19 protein-coding genes and 1 pseudogene are annotated in these 19,847 nt (G+C 64.6%); 9 read left to right on the forward strand and 11 right to left on the reverse strand.

The annotated features are described in order from the left end of the window. Nucleotides 1-45: 45 nt before the first annotated feature. The 5 genes from LB556_RS16970 to LB556_RS16990 are packed head-to-tail and all read right to left on the reverse strand — an operon-like array spanning nucleotide 46 to nucleotide 5,466. A complete protein-coding gene (locus tag LB556_RS16970; protein WP_224568880.1) occupies nucleotides 46-1,068 on the reverse strand; it encodes an ABC transporter substrate-binding protein in 1,023 nt (340 codons plus the stop codon). A 51-nt stretch (nucleotides 1,069-1,119) separates the two neighbouring features. Next, nucleotides 1,120-2,118 (reverse strand): AraD1 family protein, encoded by a 999-nt coding sequence (araD1, locus tag LB556_RS16975; protein WP_224568881.1) that lies wholly within the window; start codon nucleotides 2,116-2,118, stop codon nucleotides 1,120-1,122. A gap of 33 nt (nucleotides 2,119-2,151) precedes the next feature. Then, nucleotides 2,152-2,931 carry an SDR family NAD(P)-dependent oxidoreductase gene (locus LB556_RS16980; protein ID WP_224568882.1) on the reverse strand — a complete coding sequence of 260 codons (780 nt, stop codon included), beginning with the start codon at nucleotides 2,929-2,931 and terminating at the stop codon, nucleotides 2,152-2,154. A 10-nt stretch (nucleotides 2,932-2,941) separates the two neighbouring features. Beyond that, a complete protein-coding gene (locus LB556_RS16985; protein WP_224568883.1) occupies nucleotides 2,942-4,669 on the reverse strand; it encodes an IlvD/Edd family dehydratase in 1,728 nt (575 codons plus the stop codon). Then, complete coding sequence (locus LB556_RS16990) at nucleotides 4,666-5,466, reverse strand: FadR/GntR family transcriptional regulator (RefSeq protein ID WP_224568884.1); 801 nt, start codon at nucleotides 5,464-5,466, stop codon at nucleotides 4,666-4,668. Before LB556_RS16990 ends, LB556_RS16985 begins: the two co-directional genes overlap by 4 nt. A gap of 52 nt (nucleotides 5,467-5,518) precedes the next feature. On the opposite strand from LB556_RS16990, the gene LB556_RS16995 reads away from it, so the two are divergent. Continuing rightward, complete coding sequence (locus LB556_RS16995; protein ID WP_224568885.1) at nucleotides 5,519-6,448, forward strand: aldose 1-epimerase; 930 nt, start codon at nucleotides 5,519-5,521, stop codon at nucleotides 6,446-6,448. 26 nt (nucleotides 6,449-6,474) lie between these two features. Here LB556_RS16995 and LB556_RS17000 read toward each other — a convergent pair. Next, nucleotides 6,475-6,763: pseudogene (locus tag LB556_RS17000) on the reverse strand (aldehyde dehydrogenase family protein); the annotation flags it as partial. Nucleotides 6,764-6,793: 30 nt separating this feature from the next. Continuing rightward, the gene (gene pcaQ, locus LB556_RS17005; RefSeq protein WP_224569085.1) at nucleotides 6,794-7,711 is read right to left on the reverse strand and encodes a pca operon transcription factor PcaQ; all 918 of its coding nucleotides are present in this window, start codon (nucleotides 7,709-7,711) and stop codon (nucleotides 6,794-6,796) included. Nucleotides 7,712-7,803: 92 nt separating this feature from the next. On the opposite strand from pcaQ, the gene pcaD reads away from it, so the two are divergent. The 6 genes from pcaD to pobA are packed head-to-tail and all read left to right on the forward strand — an operon-like array spanning nucleotide 7,804 to nucleotide 12,616. Next, complete coding sequence (pcaD, locus tag LB556_RS17010; protein WP_224568886.1) at nucleotides 7,804-8,613, forward strand: 3-oxoadipate enol-lactonase; 810 nt, start codon at nucleotides 7,804-7,806, stop codon at nucleotides 8,611-8,613. Beyond that, nucleotides 8,606-9,013, forward strand: a complete 408-nt coding sequence (pcaC, locus tag LB556_RS17015) for a 4-carboxymuconolactone decarboxylase (protein WP_224568887.1) — start codon at nucleotides 8,606-8,608, stop codon at nucleotides 9,011-9,013. Before pcaD ends, pcaC begins: the two co-directional genes overlap by 8 nt. Then, entirely contained in the window at nucleotides 9,003-9,758 is a 756-nt protein-coding gene (pcaH, locus tag LB556_RS17020; protein WP_224568888.1) for a protocatechuate 3,4-dioxygenase subunit beta, read from the forward strand. The genes pcaC and pcaH overlap by 11 nt, the downstream gene beginning before the upstream one ends. Further along, nucleotides 9,758-10,372: a protocatechuate 3,4-dioxygenase subunit alpha gene (gene pcaG, locus LB556_RS17025; protein ID WP_224568889.1), complete on the forward strand. Its 615-nt coding sequence runs from the start codon at nucleotides 9,758-9,760 to the stop codon at nucleotides 10,370-10,372. Before pcaH ends, pcaG begins: the two co-directional genes overlap by 1 nt. Nucleotides 10,373-10,391: 19 nt before the next feature. Next, entirely contained in the window at nucleotides 10,392-11,444 is a 1,053-nt protein-coding gene (locus tag LB556_RS17030; RefSeq protein ID WP_224568890.1) for a 3-carboxy-cis,cis-muconate cycloisomerase, read from the forward strand. Next, nucleotides 11,444-12,616: a 4-hydroxybenzoate 3-monooxygenase gene (pobA, locus tag LB556_RS17035; protein ID WP_224568891.1), complete on the forward strand. Its 1,173-nt coding sequence runs from the start codon at nucleotides 11,444-11,446 to the stop codon at nucleotides 12,614-12,616. The genes LB556_RS17030 and pobA overlap by 1 nt, the downstream gene beginning before the upstream one ends. Before the next feature lie 66 nt (nucleotides 12,617-12,682). On the opposite strand, the gene LB556_RS17040 is transcribed toward pobA, so the two are convergent. Both LB556_RS17040 and LB556_RS17045 read right to left on the reverse strand, forming a co-directional pair. Then, entirely contained in the window at nucleotides 12,683-13,966 is a 1,284-nt protein-coding gene (locus LB556_RS17040) for a D-tagatose-bisphosphate aldolase, class II, non-catalytic subunit (protein WP_224568892.1), read from the reverse strand. Continuing rightward, nucleotides 13,963-14,916 carry a sugar kinase gene (locus LB556_RS17045; protein ID WP_224568893.1) on the reverse strand — a complete coding sequence of 318 codons (954 nt, stop codon included), beginning with the start codon at nucleotides 14,914-14,916 and terminating at the stop codon, nucleotides 13,963-13,965. The genes LB556_RS17040 and LB556_RS17045 overlap by 4 nt, the downstream gene beginning before the upstream one ends. A gap of 271 nt (nucleotides 14,917-15,187) precedes the next feature. On the opposite strand from LB556_RS17045, the gene LB556_RS17050 reads away from it, so the two are divergent. After that, entirely contained in the window at nucleotides 15,188-16,222 is a 1,035-nt protein-coding gene (locus LB556_RS17050; RefSeq protein ID WP_224568894.1) for a LacI family DNA-binding transcriptional regulator, read from the forward strand. Here the strand turns inward: LB556_RS17050 and LB556_RS17055 are convergent. After that, a complete protein-coding gene (locus LB556_RS17055; RefSeq protein WP_224568895.1) occupies nucleotides 16,210-17,160 on the reverse strand; it encodes an alpha/beta hydrolase in 951 nt (316 codons plus the stop codon). The two genes, LB556_RS17050 and LB556_RS17055, sit on opposite strands and share 13 nt — an antisense overlap. A gap of 18 nt (nucleotides 17,161-17,178) precedes the next feature. After that, nucleotides 17,179-18,327 (reverse strand): Gfo/Idh/MocA family protein, encoded by a 1,149-nt coding sequence (locus LB556_RS17060; protein WP_224568896.1) that lies wholly within the window; start codon nucleotides 18,325-18,327, stop codon nucleotides 17,179-17,181. A gap of 171 nt (nucleotides 18,328-18,498) precedes the next feature. Here LB556_RS17060 and LB556_RS17065 point away from each other — a divergent pair, with 171 nt between their 5' ends. Continuing rightward, complete coding sequence (locus LB556_RS17065; protein WP_224568897.1) at nucleotides 18,499-19,845, forward strand: ABC transporter substrate-binding protein; 1,347 nt, start codon at nucleotides 18,499-18,501, stop codon at nucleotides 19,843-19,845. Nucleotides 19,846-19,847 lie beyond the last annotated feature (2 nt).

The following is a 19,847-nucleotide window of genomic DNA, read 5'->3' on the forward strand; positions in this document are numbered from 1 at the left end:
GGAACGTCCGGGCCGCCGCTGTTTCGAAGTCACGCGTGGAAAGGATCAGGGCGTCGCCTTGACCTCGTTCCACATGTCCGAACGCTTGAGCGGGTCTTCGACATTGTTGAGCCAGACCAGCTTGTCGTTGCCGCCGGCGCTGCTTGACTCGACCACGGTGTTTCCGAAGCCGGTACGCTCGGAAAGCTCGCCGCCGATCTTCTTGCTCAGCATGAAGTCGATCCACTTCTCGGCCGCCGCATTGTCGCGGACACCTTTGGAGATCACCCAGTTGTCGAGCCAGGCAAGCGCGCCTTCGCTCGGGTTGACGTAGGCGACGTGGGCGCCGATCTTCTGCAGCGCCTTGACCTGCTGCTGGCCATAATTGGCCCAGATCAGAGCAACGTCATTGTTCTGGTAGATCTGCTGCGCCTCGTCGGCGGTGGTGTAGAAGCTCAGCACGTTGCGCTTGAGCTCGACCAGCTTGGCCTTGACCGCCGCCATCTGCTCAGCGTCGAGGTTGAACGGATCCTTGTAGCCGAGCGTCAGCGCGGTGAACGAGAAATTGTGCTCGCCATTGTCATAAGCCAGGATCTTGCCCTTGTAGGCCGGATCCCACAGGACCGACATCGAGGTCGGCGCCGGCTTGACCTTGTCGGTGTCATAGATCAGCCCGATGGAATCGAAGCAGAACGGAATGCCGTAGACCTTGCCGTCCTTGGTGTCGCCGCTCACCTGGGACAGGTCGCGGAAGCGCGGCAGCACGTCCTTCTGGTTAGGCAGTTTCGTGATGTCGATTGGCGACACCAGGTCGGCCTTGATGTAGCGCTGCAACTGGGCGGTGTTGACGGCGAAGACATCGAAGTCCTGCCCTTCGCTGCCCTTGATCTTGGCCCAGATCTCGTCATCGCTGCCGATGAACACCACATCGACGCCGATGCCGGTGCTGGCGGTGAAGTCCTTCACCCAGTCAGCGTCCGCATAGCCGTCCCAGGCCAGAACCCGAAGGTTGGCGGCGAATGCGGCCGAGGTCATCAGGCCGATGCCCAGGCCGATCGCCATTTTCAGAAACAGTCTTTTCAGTCCCATTTTAATCTCCCATTTTCTTTCTGGTGGACCGTGATTTCCGGACTTTCGCCGTCACAACCGGGTGACGGTGACCAGTCCTTCGTCCGGCACCTTTTCCATCCGGTTGCGCAGTGGTTTGCCGAATGCCGGTGCCTGGATTTCATACTCGTCGCCGGGAGCCGTCTGGACGCCGGAGGCGTAGCTCATCACCGCCGCGCCGAAGAAATAGGCGTGCAGGTCGCCTGGCCGGCGATGCATCGGGTAGCGGAAATGGTAGTGTTCGAGATTGGCGATCGAGTGCGACATGTGTGCTTCGCCCGACAGGAACTCCTGTTCCCAGATGACGGCGCCGTCGCGCGTGATGCGGGAATGACCGCGCACTTCTTCCGGCAGATCGCCGATCAGCAGCTCCGGGCCGATCGAACAGGAACGGAGCTTGGAATGGGCGAGATAGAGGTAGTTCTCGCCCTCCGTCACGTGGTCGGAATATTCGTTTCCGAGCGCATAGCCGATGCGATAGGGATGACCGTCCGGTCCGTTGAGATAGAGCCCCACGATCTCGGCTTCCTCGGCTCCGGCCTTTGCGAATGCCGGCATCGGCAGCGGCGCGCCGGGCGGCACGACGCATGTGCCGACGCCCTTGAAGAACCATTCGGGCTGGATGCCGATCTTGCCTGCGCCGGGCTTGCCTCCCTCCAACCCCATACGAAAGATCTTCAGGGAGTCGGATTCCGCGGCGCCTTCGCCATGGGTCAGCACATGCATCTGGTTTCGCGCGGCCGCACTTCCGGTATGGGTGAGGCCGGTGCCGGTGACCAGGAATCGTGCCGGTTCCGGATGGTCGACGGGAGCGAGCACGCGGCCATCGCGCAACAGCTCGTCATAGTCGACGGATGCCGTGCCTGTGCGCTTCTCGACCAGCGACGCGATGGACGCACCCTGCGCGATTGCCGCTTGCGCCAATTCCAGCACGCTGCTGGTCTCGTCGAGCGGATGCAGGCGATTGCCATCGTCGGAGACGCGGCCGACGAGCCTGCCGCTATCGAGCGTTGTGTACTGAACAAGACGCATGAAATACCCTTCTTCCCTTTGAGGCTATACCGGTCACACCCAGCCCGCATCGACGATGAACTGCTGGCTCGTGCACATCAGGCTGTCGTCGGCGGCGAGGAACAGCGCCATGCGCGCGATATCGGAGGGTTGCAGCCGGTCGGGCAGGCATTGCCGCTCCGCGATCTGGCGTTCGCCGGCCGGATTCAGCCACAGCCGCATCTGGCGCTCTGTCATCACCCAGCCGGGCACCATGCAGTTGACGCGGATGCGCTCGGGGCCGAGTTCGCGTGCCAGCGCCCGCGTCATGCCGTAGACTGCGGCTTTCGCGGTGACATAGGCCGGGCAATCGGGATCGCCGACCATCCAGGTGATGGAGCCGAAATTGATGATCGAGCCGCCACCATGCGCGCTCATCTGCGGCCGAACCGCCTGGGCCGCGAAGAACTGGTGGCGCAGATTGACCGCCATGCGGTCGTCCCAATACGCCACCGAAACGTCCTTGGTTTGATGGCGATCGTCATTGCCGGCATTGTTGCACAGTGCCTGGATCGGGCCGTTGTGCCGCGCCGCCTGCGCGGTGGCGGCTTGCAGCTCTTCGACATTGCGCAGGTCGCACGGGATGAACAGCGGGGCGGGATGTCCCTCGGTCGCGATGGCGTCGACCAGGCGTCGCGAAGGTTCCTGCGCCAGGTCGACGAAGGCGACGCGGCTGCCTTGCGCGCAGAAATGGCGCACCAGACTTTCGCCGATGCCGCTGCCGCCCCCGGTTATGAACACGCTGCGGCCCTTGAGGCTGGGGTAGGTCGCGTAGTTGCCGATCTGATCCGTCATCGCGCGCTCTTTAGTGTGAATGGCGGGGGATGCCGGCATCGCGCCGGCCGACGAGAAAGTCGAAATCGCAGCCCTTGTCGGCCTGCAGCACGCGCTCGACATAGAGGCTCTGGTAGCCGCCTTCGGGTGGCGCCGGAGGCTTCCAGTCGCGGCGGCGGATCGCCAGCTCTTCGTCAGAAACGAGAAGCTCCAGCCGCCGCCCGGCGACGTCGAGCTCGATGAGATCGCCGTCGCGTACCAGCGCCAGCGCGCCCCCTGCCGCCGCCTCGGGCGCCACATGCAGCACCACGGTGCCATAGGCGGTGCCGCTCATGCGAGCGTCCGAGATGCGCACCATGTCGGAGACGCCTTCCCTGAGCAGCTTGGCCGGCAGCGGCATGTTGCCGACTTCGGCCATGCCGGGATAACCGCGCGGACCGCAATTCTTCAGCACCATCACCGAGGTAGCGTCGATATCCAGCTTTGGATCGTCGATCCGGGCGTAGTAGTGCTCGATGTTCTCGAAGACGACCGCCTTGCCCCGATGCTGCATCAATTCGGGCGTCGCCGCCGACGGCTTGATGACCGCTCCATCGGGCGCCAGATTGCCACGCAGGATCGAGATGCCGCCTTCCCGGGTCAGCGGCTCGCTCAGCGGCCGGATGACCTCGCTGTTGTAGTTGGGCGCGCCGTCGATCAGTTCGCCGATGGTCTTGGCGCTGACGGTCATGGCGTCGCGATGAAGAAGCCCCACTTCATCAAGCGACGCCATGACCGCAGCTAGCCCCCCGGCATAGTAAAAATCTTCCATCAGGAACCGGCCCGACGGCATCAGGTCGACGATGGTTGGAACGCCACGGCCAAGGCGGTCCCAGTCATCGAGGCTGAGATCGACACCGACCCGGTTGGCGATGGCGATCAGATGCAGCACCGCATTGGTCGAGCCGCCGATCGCGCCATTGACGCGGATGGCATTCTCGAAGGCTTGCCTGGTGAGGATCCGTGCAATCGTCACGTCGCGGCGGACGAGATCGACGATCTGCCGTCCGGCCGTCTGCGCAAGCACGCTGCGGCGCGAATCCACCGCCGGGATCGCGGCATTGTCCGGCATGCCGATGCCGAGCGCTTCCACCATGCTGGCCATGGTCGAAGCGGTACCCATCGTCATGCAACTGCCCGCCGACCGGCTCTGGCCCTGCTCGGCGGCGAGGAAGTCGGCGACCGGCATGCGGCCGGCCTTGACCTCCTCGGCGAATTTCCAGACATGGGTGCCCGAGCCGATGTCCTGCCCGCGGAACTTGCCATTCAGCATCGGCCCGCCGGAAACGGCGATGGTCGGCAGATTGCACGAGGCGGCCCCCATCAGCAGCGCCGGCGTGGTCTTGTCGCAGCCGACCAGCAAGATGACGCCATCGATCGGATTGCCGCGGATGGACTCCTCGACATCCATGCTGGCCAGGTTGCGAAACAGCATTGCGGTCGGGCGCATGTTGCTTTCGCCAAGCGACATCACAGGGAATTCCAGCGGCAGGCCGCCGGCTTCGTAGACGCCGCGCTTGACGTGATCGGCAAGCGCCCGCAGATGCGCATTGCAGGGGGTCAGTTCCGACCACGTGTTGCAGATGCCGATCACCGGGCGGCCGTCGAAAGCGTCTGCCGGGATGCCTTGATTCTTCATCCAGCTGCGGTGCATGAAGGCGTTCTTGCCTTCACCGCCGAACCAGGCTTCGGACCGCAGTTTGCGTTTGGTCTCGGTCACGATTGCTGGCCCCGATCGTTGCGGCGTTTGTTGCGGTTCTCGACGCTGCGGCGCACGTCGTCCTCGGCGTTGTCGATGAGCACCAGCAGCGCCTTTTGTGCGCCTGGAGCGTCGCCGGCGGCGATCTTCTCGGCCACTTCCCGGTGCAGCGGCAAGGAGTGGCGTTGCCCTTCCGGATTGTCGTTGGAAAGGCGAAAGCTCATCACCAGAGCGGTTTCGACCAGTGCCGCCAGTGAGCCGATCAGCTCATTGCCGGTCATGCGCAGGATGGTCTGGTGGAACACCAGGTCGGGCTTGGCGAAGCGGTCGCCATCGTCGCTCACGGCTTCCATTTCGACCAGCGCTGCATGGATCTCGGCGATCTGCGCCGGCGTGGCGCGCTGGGCTGCGAGCGCCGCCGACATCGGCTCGATGGCCCGGCGCAATTCGAACAGCGCCCGGACATCCTCGGCGCCGACATTGCTGGCATAGCGCCATGACAGCACGTCGGGGTCGAGGAAATTCCAGTCGGAGCGCGGACGCACCCGTGTGCCGGTCTTCGGCCGCGATTCGACAAGCCCCTTGCCGGCCAAAACCTTGATCGCCTCGCGCAACACCGTGCGGCTGACCCCCAGCATCTCGCTCGAATCATCCGCATTGGGCAGGGCCTCGCCCGGTAGGAAGTCGCCTTGCACGATGCGCAGGCCGATCTGCTCGACGACTGTCGCGTGCAGCGCGGTGGAACCGCTGGAAACCGCGACGGCAACTCGGGACGTTCGCGCCGTGCTGAAAGATTTCTTATTCTTCATACTATTCATATGATATGTCTTATAGCTATGGCCATTGGAGTCAAGGGATGGGGAAGTGCCAATGACAAAGAATTCCGCTGTGGCCGCCGCGCAGCAAACGGAGCTGGTCTCGATCAGTGACGGCATCGCGACCGTTGAAGTTGTTCCGGCAGCCGGCGGCGCCGTGGCGTCATACCGCTGGTGGCTGGATGGCGCGGCCGTGGATTGGCTGCGGCCGGCCGATCCAGCGACCATCAGCGGTGGCGACGCCGGCGCCATGGCCTGCTTTCCGCTCGTGCCCTATTCCAACCGGATCAGGGGTGGCCGCTTCGAATTCGCGGGGCGCTCCATTCAACTGCGGACAGGTCCAGACGATCCACATCACGAACACGGCCATGGCTGGCGCCGGCCATGGACGGTCGTGCGCCGGGAAGCCAGCACGATCGTCCTGCGTTATCGCCACGCCGCCGATCTCTGGCCGTGGAGCTACGAAGCCGAGCAAGAGATGAGGCTGTCCGAAGGCAGGCTTTCCGTGACCATTGCCGTGCGCAACCTTTCGGACGAGCCGATGCCGGTCGGCTTCGGCCTGCATCCCTATTTCCCGGCGACGCCGTGGACGCATGTCCAGGCACAGGTGTCCGGCATGTGGGAGACCGATGCGGATGTGCTGCCCATCCGGCATGTCCTGCCGCCGGCTGGGGCCGATCCATCCATCGGATTTGACGTGTCGGAAGTGGGTTTCGACACGGTCTTCACCGGATGGGCGCGCCGCGCCCGGATCTCTTGGCCCGAACACGCACGGCAGTTGGACATCGAGGCGGAGGCGCCGCTCGATTTCTTCGTCCTCTACACGCCGCAGGGCGCGCCTTTCTTTTGCGCCGAGCCGGTCAGCAACATCACCGATGCCTTCAACCGGATGGGCGACGAGCAGATAGACACCGGCTGCATCGTGCTGCAGCCTGGCCAGAAGCAATCCGCCAGCGTCCGCTTCACGCCGTCGCTGGCTGTCTGACGGTCAGCCGCCGAAGCAAAGCCTGCTCAGAACGGATAGTGCTGGCCCGGGTCCTCGATCGTCACCCAGCGCAAAATCGGTGAATTCGGCGATCGAGGCCTTGCCGCCAAAGCGGCCATAGCCGGAGCCCTTGACGCCGCCAAACGGCATCTGCGCTTCGTCCCCGACCGTCGGTCCGTTGATATGGCAGATGCCTGCCTGGATACGGGCGGCGACCGCCATGGCACGTTTGATGTCGCGGCTGAACACCGCTGACGACAGGCCGTATTCGGTGTCGTTGGCGACCCGCACGGCCTCGTCCTCGCCCTTCACCCTGAGTCGAAGGCCTCCCGGCCGTTCAGGGCCTCACTTGCCCGGCATTGCCGCCTCGCGAATGGTTTGCAGCAGGATCGAGAAGGCGGGTGAAGGGGCGGTATCAGTGCGCATCGTCAGCCCGACCGGTCCCTTGGTTTCCTCGGTGTCGACGGGCAAGGCGACGAAAGCGCCGCTCGCGATCTCGTTGGCGACCACACCGGCCGAAATGATCCACACCGCATTGCTCTGTCGCATGAAGGCGCGGCCGAACGAATCCGAGACGGTCTCGATCTCGGTGGCCGGCGCGGTCATGCCGTTGGTGATGAACAGGCGATCGACAAAGGGGCGGATGACGGACTCCCGGGTCGGCATCAGCACCGGAAAATCGTCGAGGCTGGCGAAGATGTCGGCTCCCGGCTTCAGCAGCGGATGTCCGGCACGCACCACGAACAGCACCTGTTCGGAGTAGAGATGTTCGAAGAAGAAGCCGGTCATGTTCTCGGGCGCCGCCAACCGTCCGACGACAAGGTCGAGCGCACCGGTGCGCAATTGTTCGAGCAGCACGGCGTTCTCGCCGGTGACGATCTTGAGCGCGGCGCCTGTGTCTTCCTTCAGGAACTGGCTCATCGCTCGCGGCATGACCTTCGCCGACACCGTCGGCAGCGCGCCGATGCGGATCGGATGGCGATTGACGGCGCCGTCCTGGCGAACGGAATCGACGCCGCGCTTCAGGGCCGTAATCGCCGAACCGGCATGGCTGAGAAAAATCTCGCCAAGCCTCGTAACGCGGATGCCGCGCCCGTCACGCTCGACGACAGCGACGCCGAGCGCTTCTTCCAACTCACGTAGCGTTTTGGTCACCGCCGGCGCGCTGACATGCAGAAAATCGGCGGCGCGAGCCACGCTGCCCTGTCGCGCGACTTCCAGGAATGCCTGCAGGTGACGGAACCGGATGCGGCTCTCGGAAATAATTCGATAACCCCCGAGTTAATGAAACGGCGAAAAATATCATTTTACCGAACCAAATGCCTTGTGCAATGTGGAGGTGGAGGATTGAAATCGTGCCATTCGTCACCCTTGGCGGCATCGCGCTGCATCACCGATATGTCGAGGCGAGCGGCGGGACACCGCCGGTGGTGTTCATCAATTCGCTCGGCACCGACTTCCGCATCTGGGACGAGGTCGTCTCAGCGCTTGCCGGGGAAATGCCGGTGCTCGTCCATGACAAGCGCGGCCACGGGCTGTCCGACATTGGCCACATCATGTCGATAGACGATCACGTCGACGATCTCTCCGCGCTTATCGATCATTTCGGGTTGGAGAAGGTCGTGCTGTGCGGCGTGTCGGTCGGCGGCATGATTGCGCAAGGACTCTATGCCAGGCGCCCGGGGATCGTCGAGGCCCTGATCCTGTGTGACACGGCCCACAAGATCGGCACGACGGACAGCTGGAATGCGCGCATCGCGACGGTCGAGAGCAACGGGATTGAGGACATTGCCGATGGCGTGATGAAAGTGTGGTTCACGCAGGATTTCCATGCCGCGCGCGCAGCCGATCTTGCCGGCTGCCGCAACATGCTGACCAGACAGGCGTTGCCCGGCTATATCGGAACCTGCATGGCGGTTCGCGATGCCGATTTCACCGACGTCGCGCGCCGCATCGCGGTGCCGACGCTGTGCATCGCCGGCGATCAGGATGGCTCGACGCCTCCCGATCTTGTCCGCTCGCTGGCCGCGCTGATTCCCGGCGCGCGTTTCGAGATCATCCGCGACGCCGGACACATTCCCTGCGTCGAACAGCCGGAGGCGCTGGTCGCGCTGATCCGTGATTTCATCGCATCGCTTGCTTCTGGAGCACAAACCCATGGATGAAGTCCCCGGCAACGCAGACAGATATCGCACCGGCCTGGCGGTGCGGCGATCGGTGCTCGGCGATCGTCATGTCGACCGTACGGAAATTGCCGCCACCGATTTCGATCAGCCGTTTCAGGAACTGATCACCGAGGCCGCCTGGGGAACGGTGTGGGCGCGGCCGGGCTTTTCGAAGCGCGAGCGCTCGATCGTCACGCTGGCGCTGTTGGCCGCACTCGGCCATGATGAGGAGGTCGCCTTGCATGTGCGTGCCACCGCCAACACCGGTGCGACGCGCGCGGATATCTGCGAAGCGTTCCTGCATGTCGCGATCTATGCCGGGGTGCCGGCGGCCAACCGCGCTTTCAGAATAGCCAAGGACGTGTTTTCGGAAATGGACGGAGCCAACGATGTCCGCTGAGCCCGGCTCCAACCGGACGCCGGAAACCGGTGCCTTCTTCCAGCGCGACCGCCAGTGGCATCCGCCGGCGTTCACGCCGGGCTACAAGAGTTCTGTGTTGCGTTCTCCGCAGAAGGCGTTGCTGTCGTTCGACAACACGCTGTCGGAACTGACCGGGCCTGTGTTTGGCCATGCCATGATCGGCGAACGCGACAACGACCTGATCCACAATTTCGCCAGGCCGGGCGAGAGCGCCATCGGCGAGCGCATCATCGTCCATGGACGGGTGCTCGACGAGCGCGGCGTTGGCGTCCCCGGTGCGCTGCTCGAATTCTGGCAGGCCAATGCCGGTGGCCGCTACCGTCACAAGAAGGACGGCTATCTGGCGCCGCTCGACCCGAATTTCGGCGGATGCGGCCGCGCCATTTCGGGCGAGGATGGCTCCTATGCCTTTCGCACTGTCAGGCCCGGTCCTTACCCCTGGCCGAATGGCCCGAACGATTGGCGGCCGGCGCACATCCATTTTTCGCTTTTCGGCCACGGCTTCGCGCAGCGGCTGATCACGCAGATGTATTTCGAAGGCGATCCGCTGATCTGGCGCTGTCCGATCGTCGGCGGCATTCGCGACAAGGCGGCCGTTGAAGCGCTGATTGCCGCGCTCGACTTGCAGTCGACAATCCCGATGGACGCGCTTGCCTACAAATTCGATATCGTGCTGCGCGGGCGCCGCTCGACGCTGTTCGAGAACAGGCCGGAGGGAAATTGATGGCGCAGTCGCTCGACCGTCGGAAGGAGAGCCCTTCGCAGACCGCCGGACCCTATGTCCATATCGGGTTGACGCCGAATTTCTGCGGCATAGGCGGCATCTATGAAAACGATCTTGGCTTGGCCATGGTCAACGAGCGGACCACGGGCGAGCGCATCGAGTTGCGCATCCGCGTGCTCGACGGCACCGGAACGCCCCTGAAGGACGCGCTGATCGAGATCTGGCAGGCGGATGCCGACGGGCTCTACAATTCGCCCGCGGAGATGCGCGGTGCCGCCGATCCGAATTTCCAGGGCTGGGGCCGCCGCCCTACCGACATGGAAACCGGCCTCTGCGTATTCGAGACGATCAAGCCTGGCCGCGTGCCGTTCCGCGACGGCCGCCTGATGGCGCCGCACATCACGCTCTGGATCGTCGCGCGCGGCATCAACCTCGGTCTGCACACAAGGCTCTATTTTTCCGACGAGGAAGAGGCCAATGCCGGAGATCCTATCCTGGCCCGTATCGAGCACAGCGTCCGCGTGCCGACGCTGATCGCCGAGCGGCAGGGCAACGCTTACGTCTTCGACGTCCATCTCCAGGGGGAGAAGGAAACGGTCTTCTTCGACAGCTGACGGACGAAAGGAGCAGGACATGACTGTATCGCCCTTCGACCACCCGCTGCTTTCCGGCCTGCTCGGCGATGAGGAGGCAGCGAGGCAGTTTTCGGTGGAAGCCGATATTGCCGCTATGCTCGCCTTCGAACGCGCGCTGGCCGAAGCCGAGGCCGACTGCGGCATCGTCCCCAGGGAGGCCGCGGCCGCGATAGTCAAGGCGCTTGCCTCGTTCCGGCCGGATACCGGCAAGCTGCGTGCCGGCGTCACCAAGGACGGCGTCGTGGTGCCGGAACTGGTGCGCCAGATCAAACTGGCCGTCGGCGAACCGCATGGCGGCTCCGTCCATTTCGGCGCGACCAGCCAGGACGTCATCGACACCAGCCTTGTGCTCAGGTTGAAATCCGTCGTCGAGCATCTCGGCCTGCTGCTGACCGAGACCATCATAAGGCTCACCTCTCTGGAGGAGCGCTTCGGAGGCAGGGCACTGACCGCGATAACGCGTATGCAGGCGGCGATCCCGATCAAAGTGGCCGATCGCGCGACAGCGTGGCGGACACCCCTGCAGCGGCACCAGGAGAGGCTGTCGCAACTTGCCGGGCGCCTGCTCGTCGTGCAGTTCGGTGGCGCTGCCGGCACGCTGGAAAAGCTTGGCGACAAGGGGCCGGCGGTGCGTGCGGGCCTTGCCGCCAGGCTCGGTCTTGCCGATGCGCCGCAATGGCAGACCCAGCGTGATACGCTCGCCGACTTCGCCGGCCTGATGTCGCTGACGACGGGAAGTCTCGGCAAGTTCGGCCAGGACATCGCGCTGCTGGCGCAGGGTGGAAACGACATCGAGCTGTCGGGCGGTGGCGGCTCGTCGGCGATGCCGCACAAGCAGAACCCGGTGAAGGCCGAAGCGCTGGTGGCGCTTGCGCGCTTCAACGCCACGCAGCTTTCCGGCATGCATCAGGCGCTGGTGCATGAACAGGAGCGCTCGGGCGCTGCCTGGACGCTGGAATGGCTGCTGCTGCCGCAGATGGTTGTCGCCACCGCCGCGTCCTTGCGCCTTGCCGCCGAACTGGTCGCGCGGATCGAAAGTCTCGGCCACTGATGCGCACCCAGGTTCTGATTGTTGGCTCGGGACCGTCCGGCCTACTGCTTGGGCAGCTTCTGGCCGGCATTGGTGTCGAGACAGTCATCCTCGAGCGCTCCAGCCGCGAGCATGTGCTCGGCCGCGTGCGTGCCGGTGTGTTGGAACAAGGCACCGTCGAATTGCTGGAACAGGCTGGTGCTGCGGCAAGGCTGCATGCCGAAGGCTTGCCGCATTCCGGCATCGCGCTCGCCTTCGACGGTCGGCTGCATCGTATCGATCTCACGGCGCTGACCCGGGGCAAGCATGTCACCGTCTATGGCCAGACCGAGGTGACGCATGATCTGATGGACAAGCGCGACGCCGCTGGGCTGACCACCATCTACGAGGCATTGAACGTCTCGCTCCACGGTTTCGATGGCGCCGCGCCGTTCGCCACCTACGAGAAGGAAGGCGTGTCGCTCCGCATCGACTGCGACTTCATCGCCGGCTGTGACGGCTTCCACGGCGCCAGCCGCAAATCGGCGCCGGCGGGCGCGCTGAAGACCTTCGAGCGGCAATATCCGTTCGGCTGGCTTGGCGTACTGGCGGAAGTGCCGCCGGCCGATCATGAACTCATCTACGCCAACCACGAGCGCGGCTTTGCGCTGTGCTCGATGCGCTCGACGCATCGCAGCCGCTACTACGTCCAGTGCCCACAGGACGACCAGGTCGAGGCATGGTCCGACGACCGCTTCTGGGACGAGTTGCGCCGCCGCTTGCCGGAGCGGACGGCGGCGAGCGTCGTGACCGGGCCGTCCTTCGAAAAGTCGATCGCGCCGCTGCGCTCCTTCGTCGCCGAGCCGATGCGCTTCGGCCGGCTGTTCCTTGTCGGCGACGCCGCCCACATCGTGCCGCCGACGGGCGCCAAGGGTCTGAACCTCGCCGCCAGCGACGTGCGCTATCTCTTTGCCGGCCTTCGCGACTTCTATCGCGAAAAATCCATGGCCGGCATCGACGCCTATTCGCAAACGGCGCTGGCGCGCGTCTGGAAGGCGGTCCGCTTTTCCTGGTGGATGACGACCATGCTGCATCGTTTTCCCGACACCGGCGATTTCGGCCAGCGCATCCAGGAGGCCGAACTCGACTACCTCGTGCACTCGCGGGCGGCATCGACGGCGTTGGCGGAAAACTACGTCGGCCTGCCTTTCTGAAGGCGTACATGGGCTCGGGTTTACCGTCGGCAGATGCTTCGCCGGGATCCTAATCTAGCCGCCGGATCAGCCGGTTGCGCCGGCGTAGATGTCGAGAATATCCGTCACCCCCGCGATCAGGAGTTCCCTGGCTTTTGGCGCGACGGAACCGCTCGCCACCGCACCGTCGAGACGGCCGAGATACTGGCTGATCAGGGGTGAGGGGATGTCGCGCTCTCCGAGCGATTGCATCAGCGCTTCCACGGCGTGCCGCGCTGCCTGCGCCGGCCAATAGTAGCGGATGCGGTCGCTGTAGGAAAAATGCCGCTCGATCCGCTGCTCGGCCTCCGAGCCGTGGTAGTAATTCTTCCAATGGCCAGGCGCCGCCAGCATGACGCGCTCCATCGCCGCCGGCAGGCTCTCCCGAGCCGGGTCGGGCGCAAGAACGTCGGCGATGTGGCTCAAACCGTAGAGCGTTTCGCGCAGCGCGAAGGTCAGCCATGGCCCGACCTTGAGGATGGCGAAACCGTCATCGACCAGGGCGCTCAGCGCCGCGACCGTCTGGTAGTCTGTCGAGTGGGCCTCGAAGATGAATTGCGGCAGATCTCGCAGCGTGCCGGCGAGCGCCCGGGCACGCTCGGGCCGGTAGGCGATCACCTCGGCATTGCCGAACTCGACGCCCGGCTGCACGACGACGCCGATCGCCCGCGAGAAGGCCTCGTCGAGACCGTGCCGGCTGAAGGCATCGTGGTGGATGCGTACGGTCTCGCTCGCGGCCTCAGGTGTCGTCACCGCCAGATGGTTCATCGCTTCCACGGCGCCGCCCGGCACCGGTACTTCCGTGCCGATGACATAGACAGGCTTGGTGCCGCCTGTCCGTTCGGCCGCGGCTTCCGCCACCCCGGCCAGTTCGGCGGCGCGCGCCGCGATCGTCGCGTCGGGCGGGGCAGCGCCTTCGCCGGCACAGCCCATGCTGGCGTCCAGGTGGATCTTGGTGAAGCCGGCCCCGGCATAGGCATCCACCATGCGCGATGCCTTTTCCATGGCCTCGGGCGCCGGCAAGTGCTTCCAGGGATTGGGGCCGAGATGGTCGCCGCCGAGCACCAGCCTGTCCAGGGGAAAGCCGGCCTTGCCGGCGATCGTCTCTACGAAGCGGCGGAAATCGCCAGGCGTCATGCCGGTATAGCCGCCCTCGTGGTTGACCTGGTTGCAGGTGGCCTCGATCAGCACGTCGGCGCCGCGCGCCTTGCCATGGCGCAACGCCGCTTCGATGACCAGCGGATGGGCCGAGCAGATCGAGGCGATGCCACGCCGTTCGCCGGCGGCGCGACGCAGGGCGATGCTGGCCAGCCTCTCGGTCGCCCGGCTCATGCCGGTGCTCCGGCCCGGGCGGTGGCGATGAACGCCTCGACAGTGGCCAGCGAGGCGATGCCCTCCATCGGTCCCTTCTTCGTCACCGCCAGCGCGCCGCAGCCATTGGCGATCTCGAGCGCCCTCCGAGGCGCTTCTCCACGCAGCCAAAAGGAGACGAAGGCTGCCGCGAAACAGTCTCCGGCTCCGGTCGGATCGATCTCCTCGACGACGAAGCCGGGTGAAGCGGTTCGCCCCGACCGGTCGTAGTGAACCGCGCCTTGCGCGCCTTTCTTGACGACCACGGCGGAGATGCCGCGGTCCAGCATCTCGCGCACCGCACTCTCCTCGTCGCTTGCCTGGGCGAAGGTGAAGAGTTCCGGCCCGCTCGGCAGGAACACGTCGGTCTTGGAGAGCACGAAGTGCAAGGCGTCGCGCATGCCCGGCAGATCGAGCATCTCCTTGCGGATGTTGGGATCGAAGGAGACCGTGCCGCCGCGCGCCTTGACGGCTCCGATACCGTTGCGGGCAACTTCGATCACCTCGGGCGAGAACAGCGATGTTCCCATGACGTGAAAATGCTCGGCGCCGGCCAGTAGCGCGCGCGCTTCCGCACCGATCTGGATCAGCCCGGCGGCACTCTGCTTGATGTTGTAGACGAAGTGCCGGCTGCCATCGGCCTCATAGGTGACGAAGGCGGTTCCGGTCGCGGCACCCTGATGGACGGTGATGGCCGAGATGTCGGCGCCGTCGGCACGCAGGCGCTCGATGTTCAAATGGCCGAAATCGTCGTCGCCCACCGCCGCGATCAGCCCCGCCGGCTGACCGAGCCGCGCCGCCTGATCGATGAAGATGGCGGGAGCGCCAGATGGAAACGGGCCGACCAGCGGCCCGGGAAAGCGAAAACTCTGGCCGATCCGCTCGGCCATGATCTCGACCAGGATCTCGCCGGCGCAAACCAGTTTTTTCATGTCCTCACCATCCGCCGGACGGTCGGCGTACGGTTGCCGAGTGTTTTTCCATGTCCGTGCCGGCACAAAGCCTAAGTGGTGATTTTCGGAGCGTCAACAAATAATTTGACGTGCGCAATGCTTTTGCGTTGTATTGGAAACGTGGAAATTTGACTGAATAAGTTCGGTCAAGCAATGCTGCCTCACCGCGACGGTCGCAAGACTGATTCTGGCCAGAGCGCGAAGGCTCGCATTGAAGGCTGGCACTGAGGGTAAAGGGGCCTGAATATCGATGGCGGAGAAGACCCACCGCACGATGGACGATTTCGCCAGGGCGTCAGGCGTGTCGCGGCCAACCCTGTCGAAGTATTTCGACGATCCGGCCAGCGTGAAGCCGGCGACGCGGGCGCGCATCGAGGCGGCGCTTCGTTCCTCGGATTATCAGCCGAACGTTTTCGCGCGCAATCTCAACCGCAAGCGCACCCGCAATGTCGGCATCGTCGTGCCGGCGATCACCGATCCGTTCTACGCCGAGATGGTCAGCCGCATCGAATTGCGCTGCCGCGACGAAGGGTTTTGGCCGATCGTGATCTCCTCGCACGGTTCGCCGAAGCTGGAAGTGGAATCGGTCAGGACGCTGATGTCGCTGAAGGTCGCCGGCGCCATCGTCGCTCCTTTGGGACGGGTTTCCGAACCCGGCGTCTTCGAGCGGATGAGCGAGGAGATTCCGATCGTCTATTTCGACACCTATATCGAGGGCGACACGCCGTTCGTCGGCAATGACAACCACCAGAGCACCTCGACGATCGTCGATTATCTCTGCCGGTCCGGCGAACCGCCGGTCTATGTCGACATTCCGCACGTCAACCACAATTCGGGCGAACGCCTGCAAAGCTATATCGACACGATGCAGGCTGCCGGCCTGGAGCCCGTCGTTCTCAAGGCGGCGGGTGACTACAGTTGGGATTTCGAGCGCATCGGCCATGAATGGATGGACAGGACGCTCGAGAAAGGTGGCCTGCCGGCCCGCACGCTGCTTTGCGCCAATGACCGTCTCGCCTTCGGCGTGATGGCGGCTGCCTTTTCGCGCGGGCTGAAGATCGGCCGCCGCGCCGATTGCGATTTTCGCGTCGCTGCCCATGACGATCATCCGCTGAGCCGCTACACCTGTCCCGCGCTGACCACCATGGCGCAGGACTTCGCCGCCATGGCCGGCCGCAGCGTCGAGATCCTGCTGGCATTGCTGGACGAGGCTGACCCACCCGGCCAGGATCTGGCGCGCAACGTTAAGCTCGGAGCAACGCTGGTGATGCGTCAGTCGGCCTGAGCACGCGTCTCGAGGTGGAGCCAGGCCGCCGCTTCGCTCACCGCTTGCCGCGCCGCCAGTATATGGCGGCCCATCGACACGAAGCCGTGGATCTGACCCGGCCAGTGCCGCAGCACCAGCGGCACACCTTCGGCCCGCAGGCGCTCGGCATAAGCCGTGCCTTCGTCGGCGAGGATGTCGTGTCCGGCGATCGCGACGAAGGCCGGCGGTGCGCCGGCAAGGCTGGGGGCCAGCAGTGGCGATACGCGCCAGTCCGCAATGTCGTCCGGCGTTCGAACATAGTGGTCGCGGAACCAGGCCATCGTGGCGGCGGCGAGCCCGAAGCCGTCGCCGAAACGCCGGTAACTGTCCGCCGTCTGGCGGGCATCGGTGTTGGGATAGATCAGGATCTGGGCGGCAAGCGGCGGCGCCAGCCGGTCGCGCGCACGCAATGCCAGCACGGCGGCGAGATTGCCGCCGGCACTGTCGCCGGCAACGGCAATGCGGGCCGGGTCGATGCCGAGTTCTCCGGCATTCCGGGCCATGAAGCGCAGCACCGCCGCGCAATCCTCGAGCCCGGCGGGAAAGTTGTGCTCGGGCGCCAGCCGGTAGTCGGGACACACGACCATGGCGTTGCCGAGATTGGCCAGCCAGCGGCAGATCTCGTCATGCGAATCGAGATTGCCGATGACCCAGCCGCCGCCGTGCAAATAGAGCACGGCGCGAGCCCCGGCCCGCGACGCGCCGATGCCGCGATGGATGCGGATCGTGACTGGGCCGTTCGGCCCGTCGATCTGCCGCTGCTCGGTTGCCGCCACCGGCTCGGGCTCGCCCTGCTGGGTCGGGAACGAAGCGTTGTACGCGGCCCGCGCCGCCGCCACGCTGCCATTCTCGAATGGTTCGCCGCCGGCGACCCGGCCGATTTCGAGGGCACGCAGTGCGTCCGGATCGAGTGTCATCGTCATCTCCGCTGCGGGTCAGGCCAGCAGGCCGCGCGCCTCGTCCTCGGTGAGCAGAGCCGGCTGGGCGACGTCACCGGCAATGGCGACCGAGCTTTTCGTCTCGCCCGAATGCAGGATCGCTTCCATAATTTCCAACACATGCAGCGCCAGATTGCCTGAAGCGCGAGGAACTGCGCCCGATTTCAGCGATCGCACCAGGTCGGCGACGCCGAGCATGCGGTAATTGGCGCGGTCGGGCGCCGCGTAAGGCCAGTTGCGGGCGCCGTAAAGTTCGCCTTCGCTGGCGAAATCCTTCCAGTCGGCGCCGCGTTCGGAGAGCGAAACGGTGCCGCCGAACGTGTCCGGATCGGGCAGGCGCAGCGAGCCTTCCGTGCCGTGCAGTTCGATCGGATGGTTGGAATGCCTGAAGACATCCCATGAGGCGCCGAAGGTGACGGTGGCACCGGAGCGGAATTCGAGCAGCGACAGCACATTGGTTGGCGTGCCGACCTTGAATTTGGTGTTCTTGAATGGCCCTTCGGCCAATATCAACCGTTCCTCCTGGCCGCGTGTCGCCATTGCCATGACGCGGCTGACCGGGCCGAGCAGGTTGACGAGCATGGTCAGGTAATAGGGTCCCATGTCGAACACCGGACCGCCGCCCGGCTGGTAGTAGAATTGCGGATTTGGGTGCCAGTGTTCCATGCCGCGCCCCATCATGAAGGCGGTGCCGGTGACCGGCCGGCCGATCGCGCCCTCGTCCATCAGCCGGCGCGCGCGCCTGCCGGCGGCGCCGAGGAAGGTGTCGGGCGCCGAGCCGAGCAGCACACCGCGCCCGGTCGCCTCGGCCACCAGGCGACGGCCGTCGCTGGCCGAGGTTGCGAGCGGCTTTTCAGTGAAAACGTGCTTGCCGGCGGACAGGGCGGAGAACGAAATGTCGAAATGCGCCGCCGGAATGGTCAGGTTGAGGACGAGGTCGATTTCGGGGTCGGCCAGCAGTGCATCGACGCCGAGTGCCCGGATGCCGTATTCCTTGGCCCGCAACGCTGCCATCTCAGCCGAAATGTCGGCGCAGGCGCGCAATTCGACACCGCCGAAGAGCGCGGCGTTGCGCAGGTAGGTCATCGAGATGTTGCCGCATCCGATGACGCCGATACCGAGTTTGGCCTGTGAGTTTGCCTGCATATTCTGTTGTACCTCCCAATGCGGTCACGTCTGCCCGATCCGTCGCGACGGTGCCGGATCGCTTTCGAAATCGCTATACAACATTTTAAATATTGACGCGCGTAAAATTTTTATAGAACATGCGGAAATGCTGGCGCGACATCGGGAGGCTGCCAGCCCTAGGAGGAAAAAATGACAGACATGAAAAAACGGCCGACCGCCGACTCTAAGCCCGTGGGCCATGTGACGATCGCCGATCGCCGCCAGTTTCTCATTGGCTCCGCCGGCCTTCTCGGCGCGGCGGCATTCGGGGCAGGGACGTCCCTCGGCATGGGCCGTGCCCGTGCCCAGTCGCGTGCCGAAATCAGCTTCGCAAGTGCGGCCTTCTTCGGCAAGGAAACCTTCGGCGACCTGATCAAGGCCTTCAACGAATCGCAGGACCGCGTCCTGGTCAAGAATATCGAGCTGCCGCCGCCAAGTTCTTCCACCGAGGTCTACCAAGGCCTTGTGCAGCAGCTCGCCCGCCGCAACGGCACGCCCGACGTGTTCAGTCAGGACGTAATCTGGATCGCCGGCTTTGCCGCAGCCGGATGGGCTTTGCCGCTCGACGAGTATTTCCCGGCCGACAAGCGTAGCGCCTACTTCACCGGCACCCTTGATGCCTGTACCTATGGCGGCAAGCTCACGGCCCTTCCCTGGTTCATGGATTCGGGCATGTTCTATTACCGCAAGGATGTGCTGGAAAAGCATGGCGGCAAGGTGCCGGAAACCTGGCCCGACATGGCGACCATTGCAGCGGCCGCGCAGAAGGCCGGGGACATCGATTTCGGCTATCTCTGGCAGGGCAAGCAGGCCGAGGTCCTGGTCTGCGACGCGGTCGAGATCATCACGTCCAACAATGGAGCCATCCTGGCGCCCGACGGCAAGTCGTCGCTGATTAACCAGAAGGGCGCGGTCGAGGCGATCCAGTTCCTGCACGACACCATCGCAACCACCAAGATCAGCCCGCAGGACGTACTGTCCTGGGACGAAGAGCCGTCGCGTCAGCCCTTCACCTCGGGCAAGGCGATGTTCATGCGTAACTGGTCCTATGTCTATCCGATCGCGCAGGACCCCAAGGCCTCGCAGGTCGTCGACAAGGTTGGCGTAGCACCACTGCCGTCCTTCCCCGGCGGCAAGAGTTCTGCTTGCCTCGGCGGCTACCAGCTCGGCGTCAACGCCAACTCCAAGCAGCGCGAAGCCGCGATCGAACTCCTGACCTGGCTATCGTCGACCGAGACCCAGCACCGCATCGCGCTGAATTTCGGTTTGGCACCGACGCGCCCGGCGCTGTTCCAGGACGAGCAGATCAAGAAGGAGCAGCCCTTCATGGCGAGCCTGGAGAACGTGTTCACCGGCGCCACGGCACGCCCCAAGACGCCGCAATATGCCAAGGTGACGCTCGCCTTGCAGTCCGGCATCTCCAAGGCGCTGGTCTCCGGCAAGGTCCAGGCGGAGATGGACGCGCTCGCCGACCAGATCACCAAGATCGTCGCCTGACG

This window comes from Mesorhizobium sp. ES1-4 (genome assembly GCF_020164745.1).
Classification (GTDB): Bacteria; Pseudomonadota; Alphaproteobacteria; order Rhizobiales; family Rhizobiaceae; genus Mesorhizobium.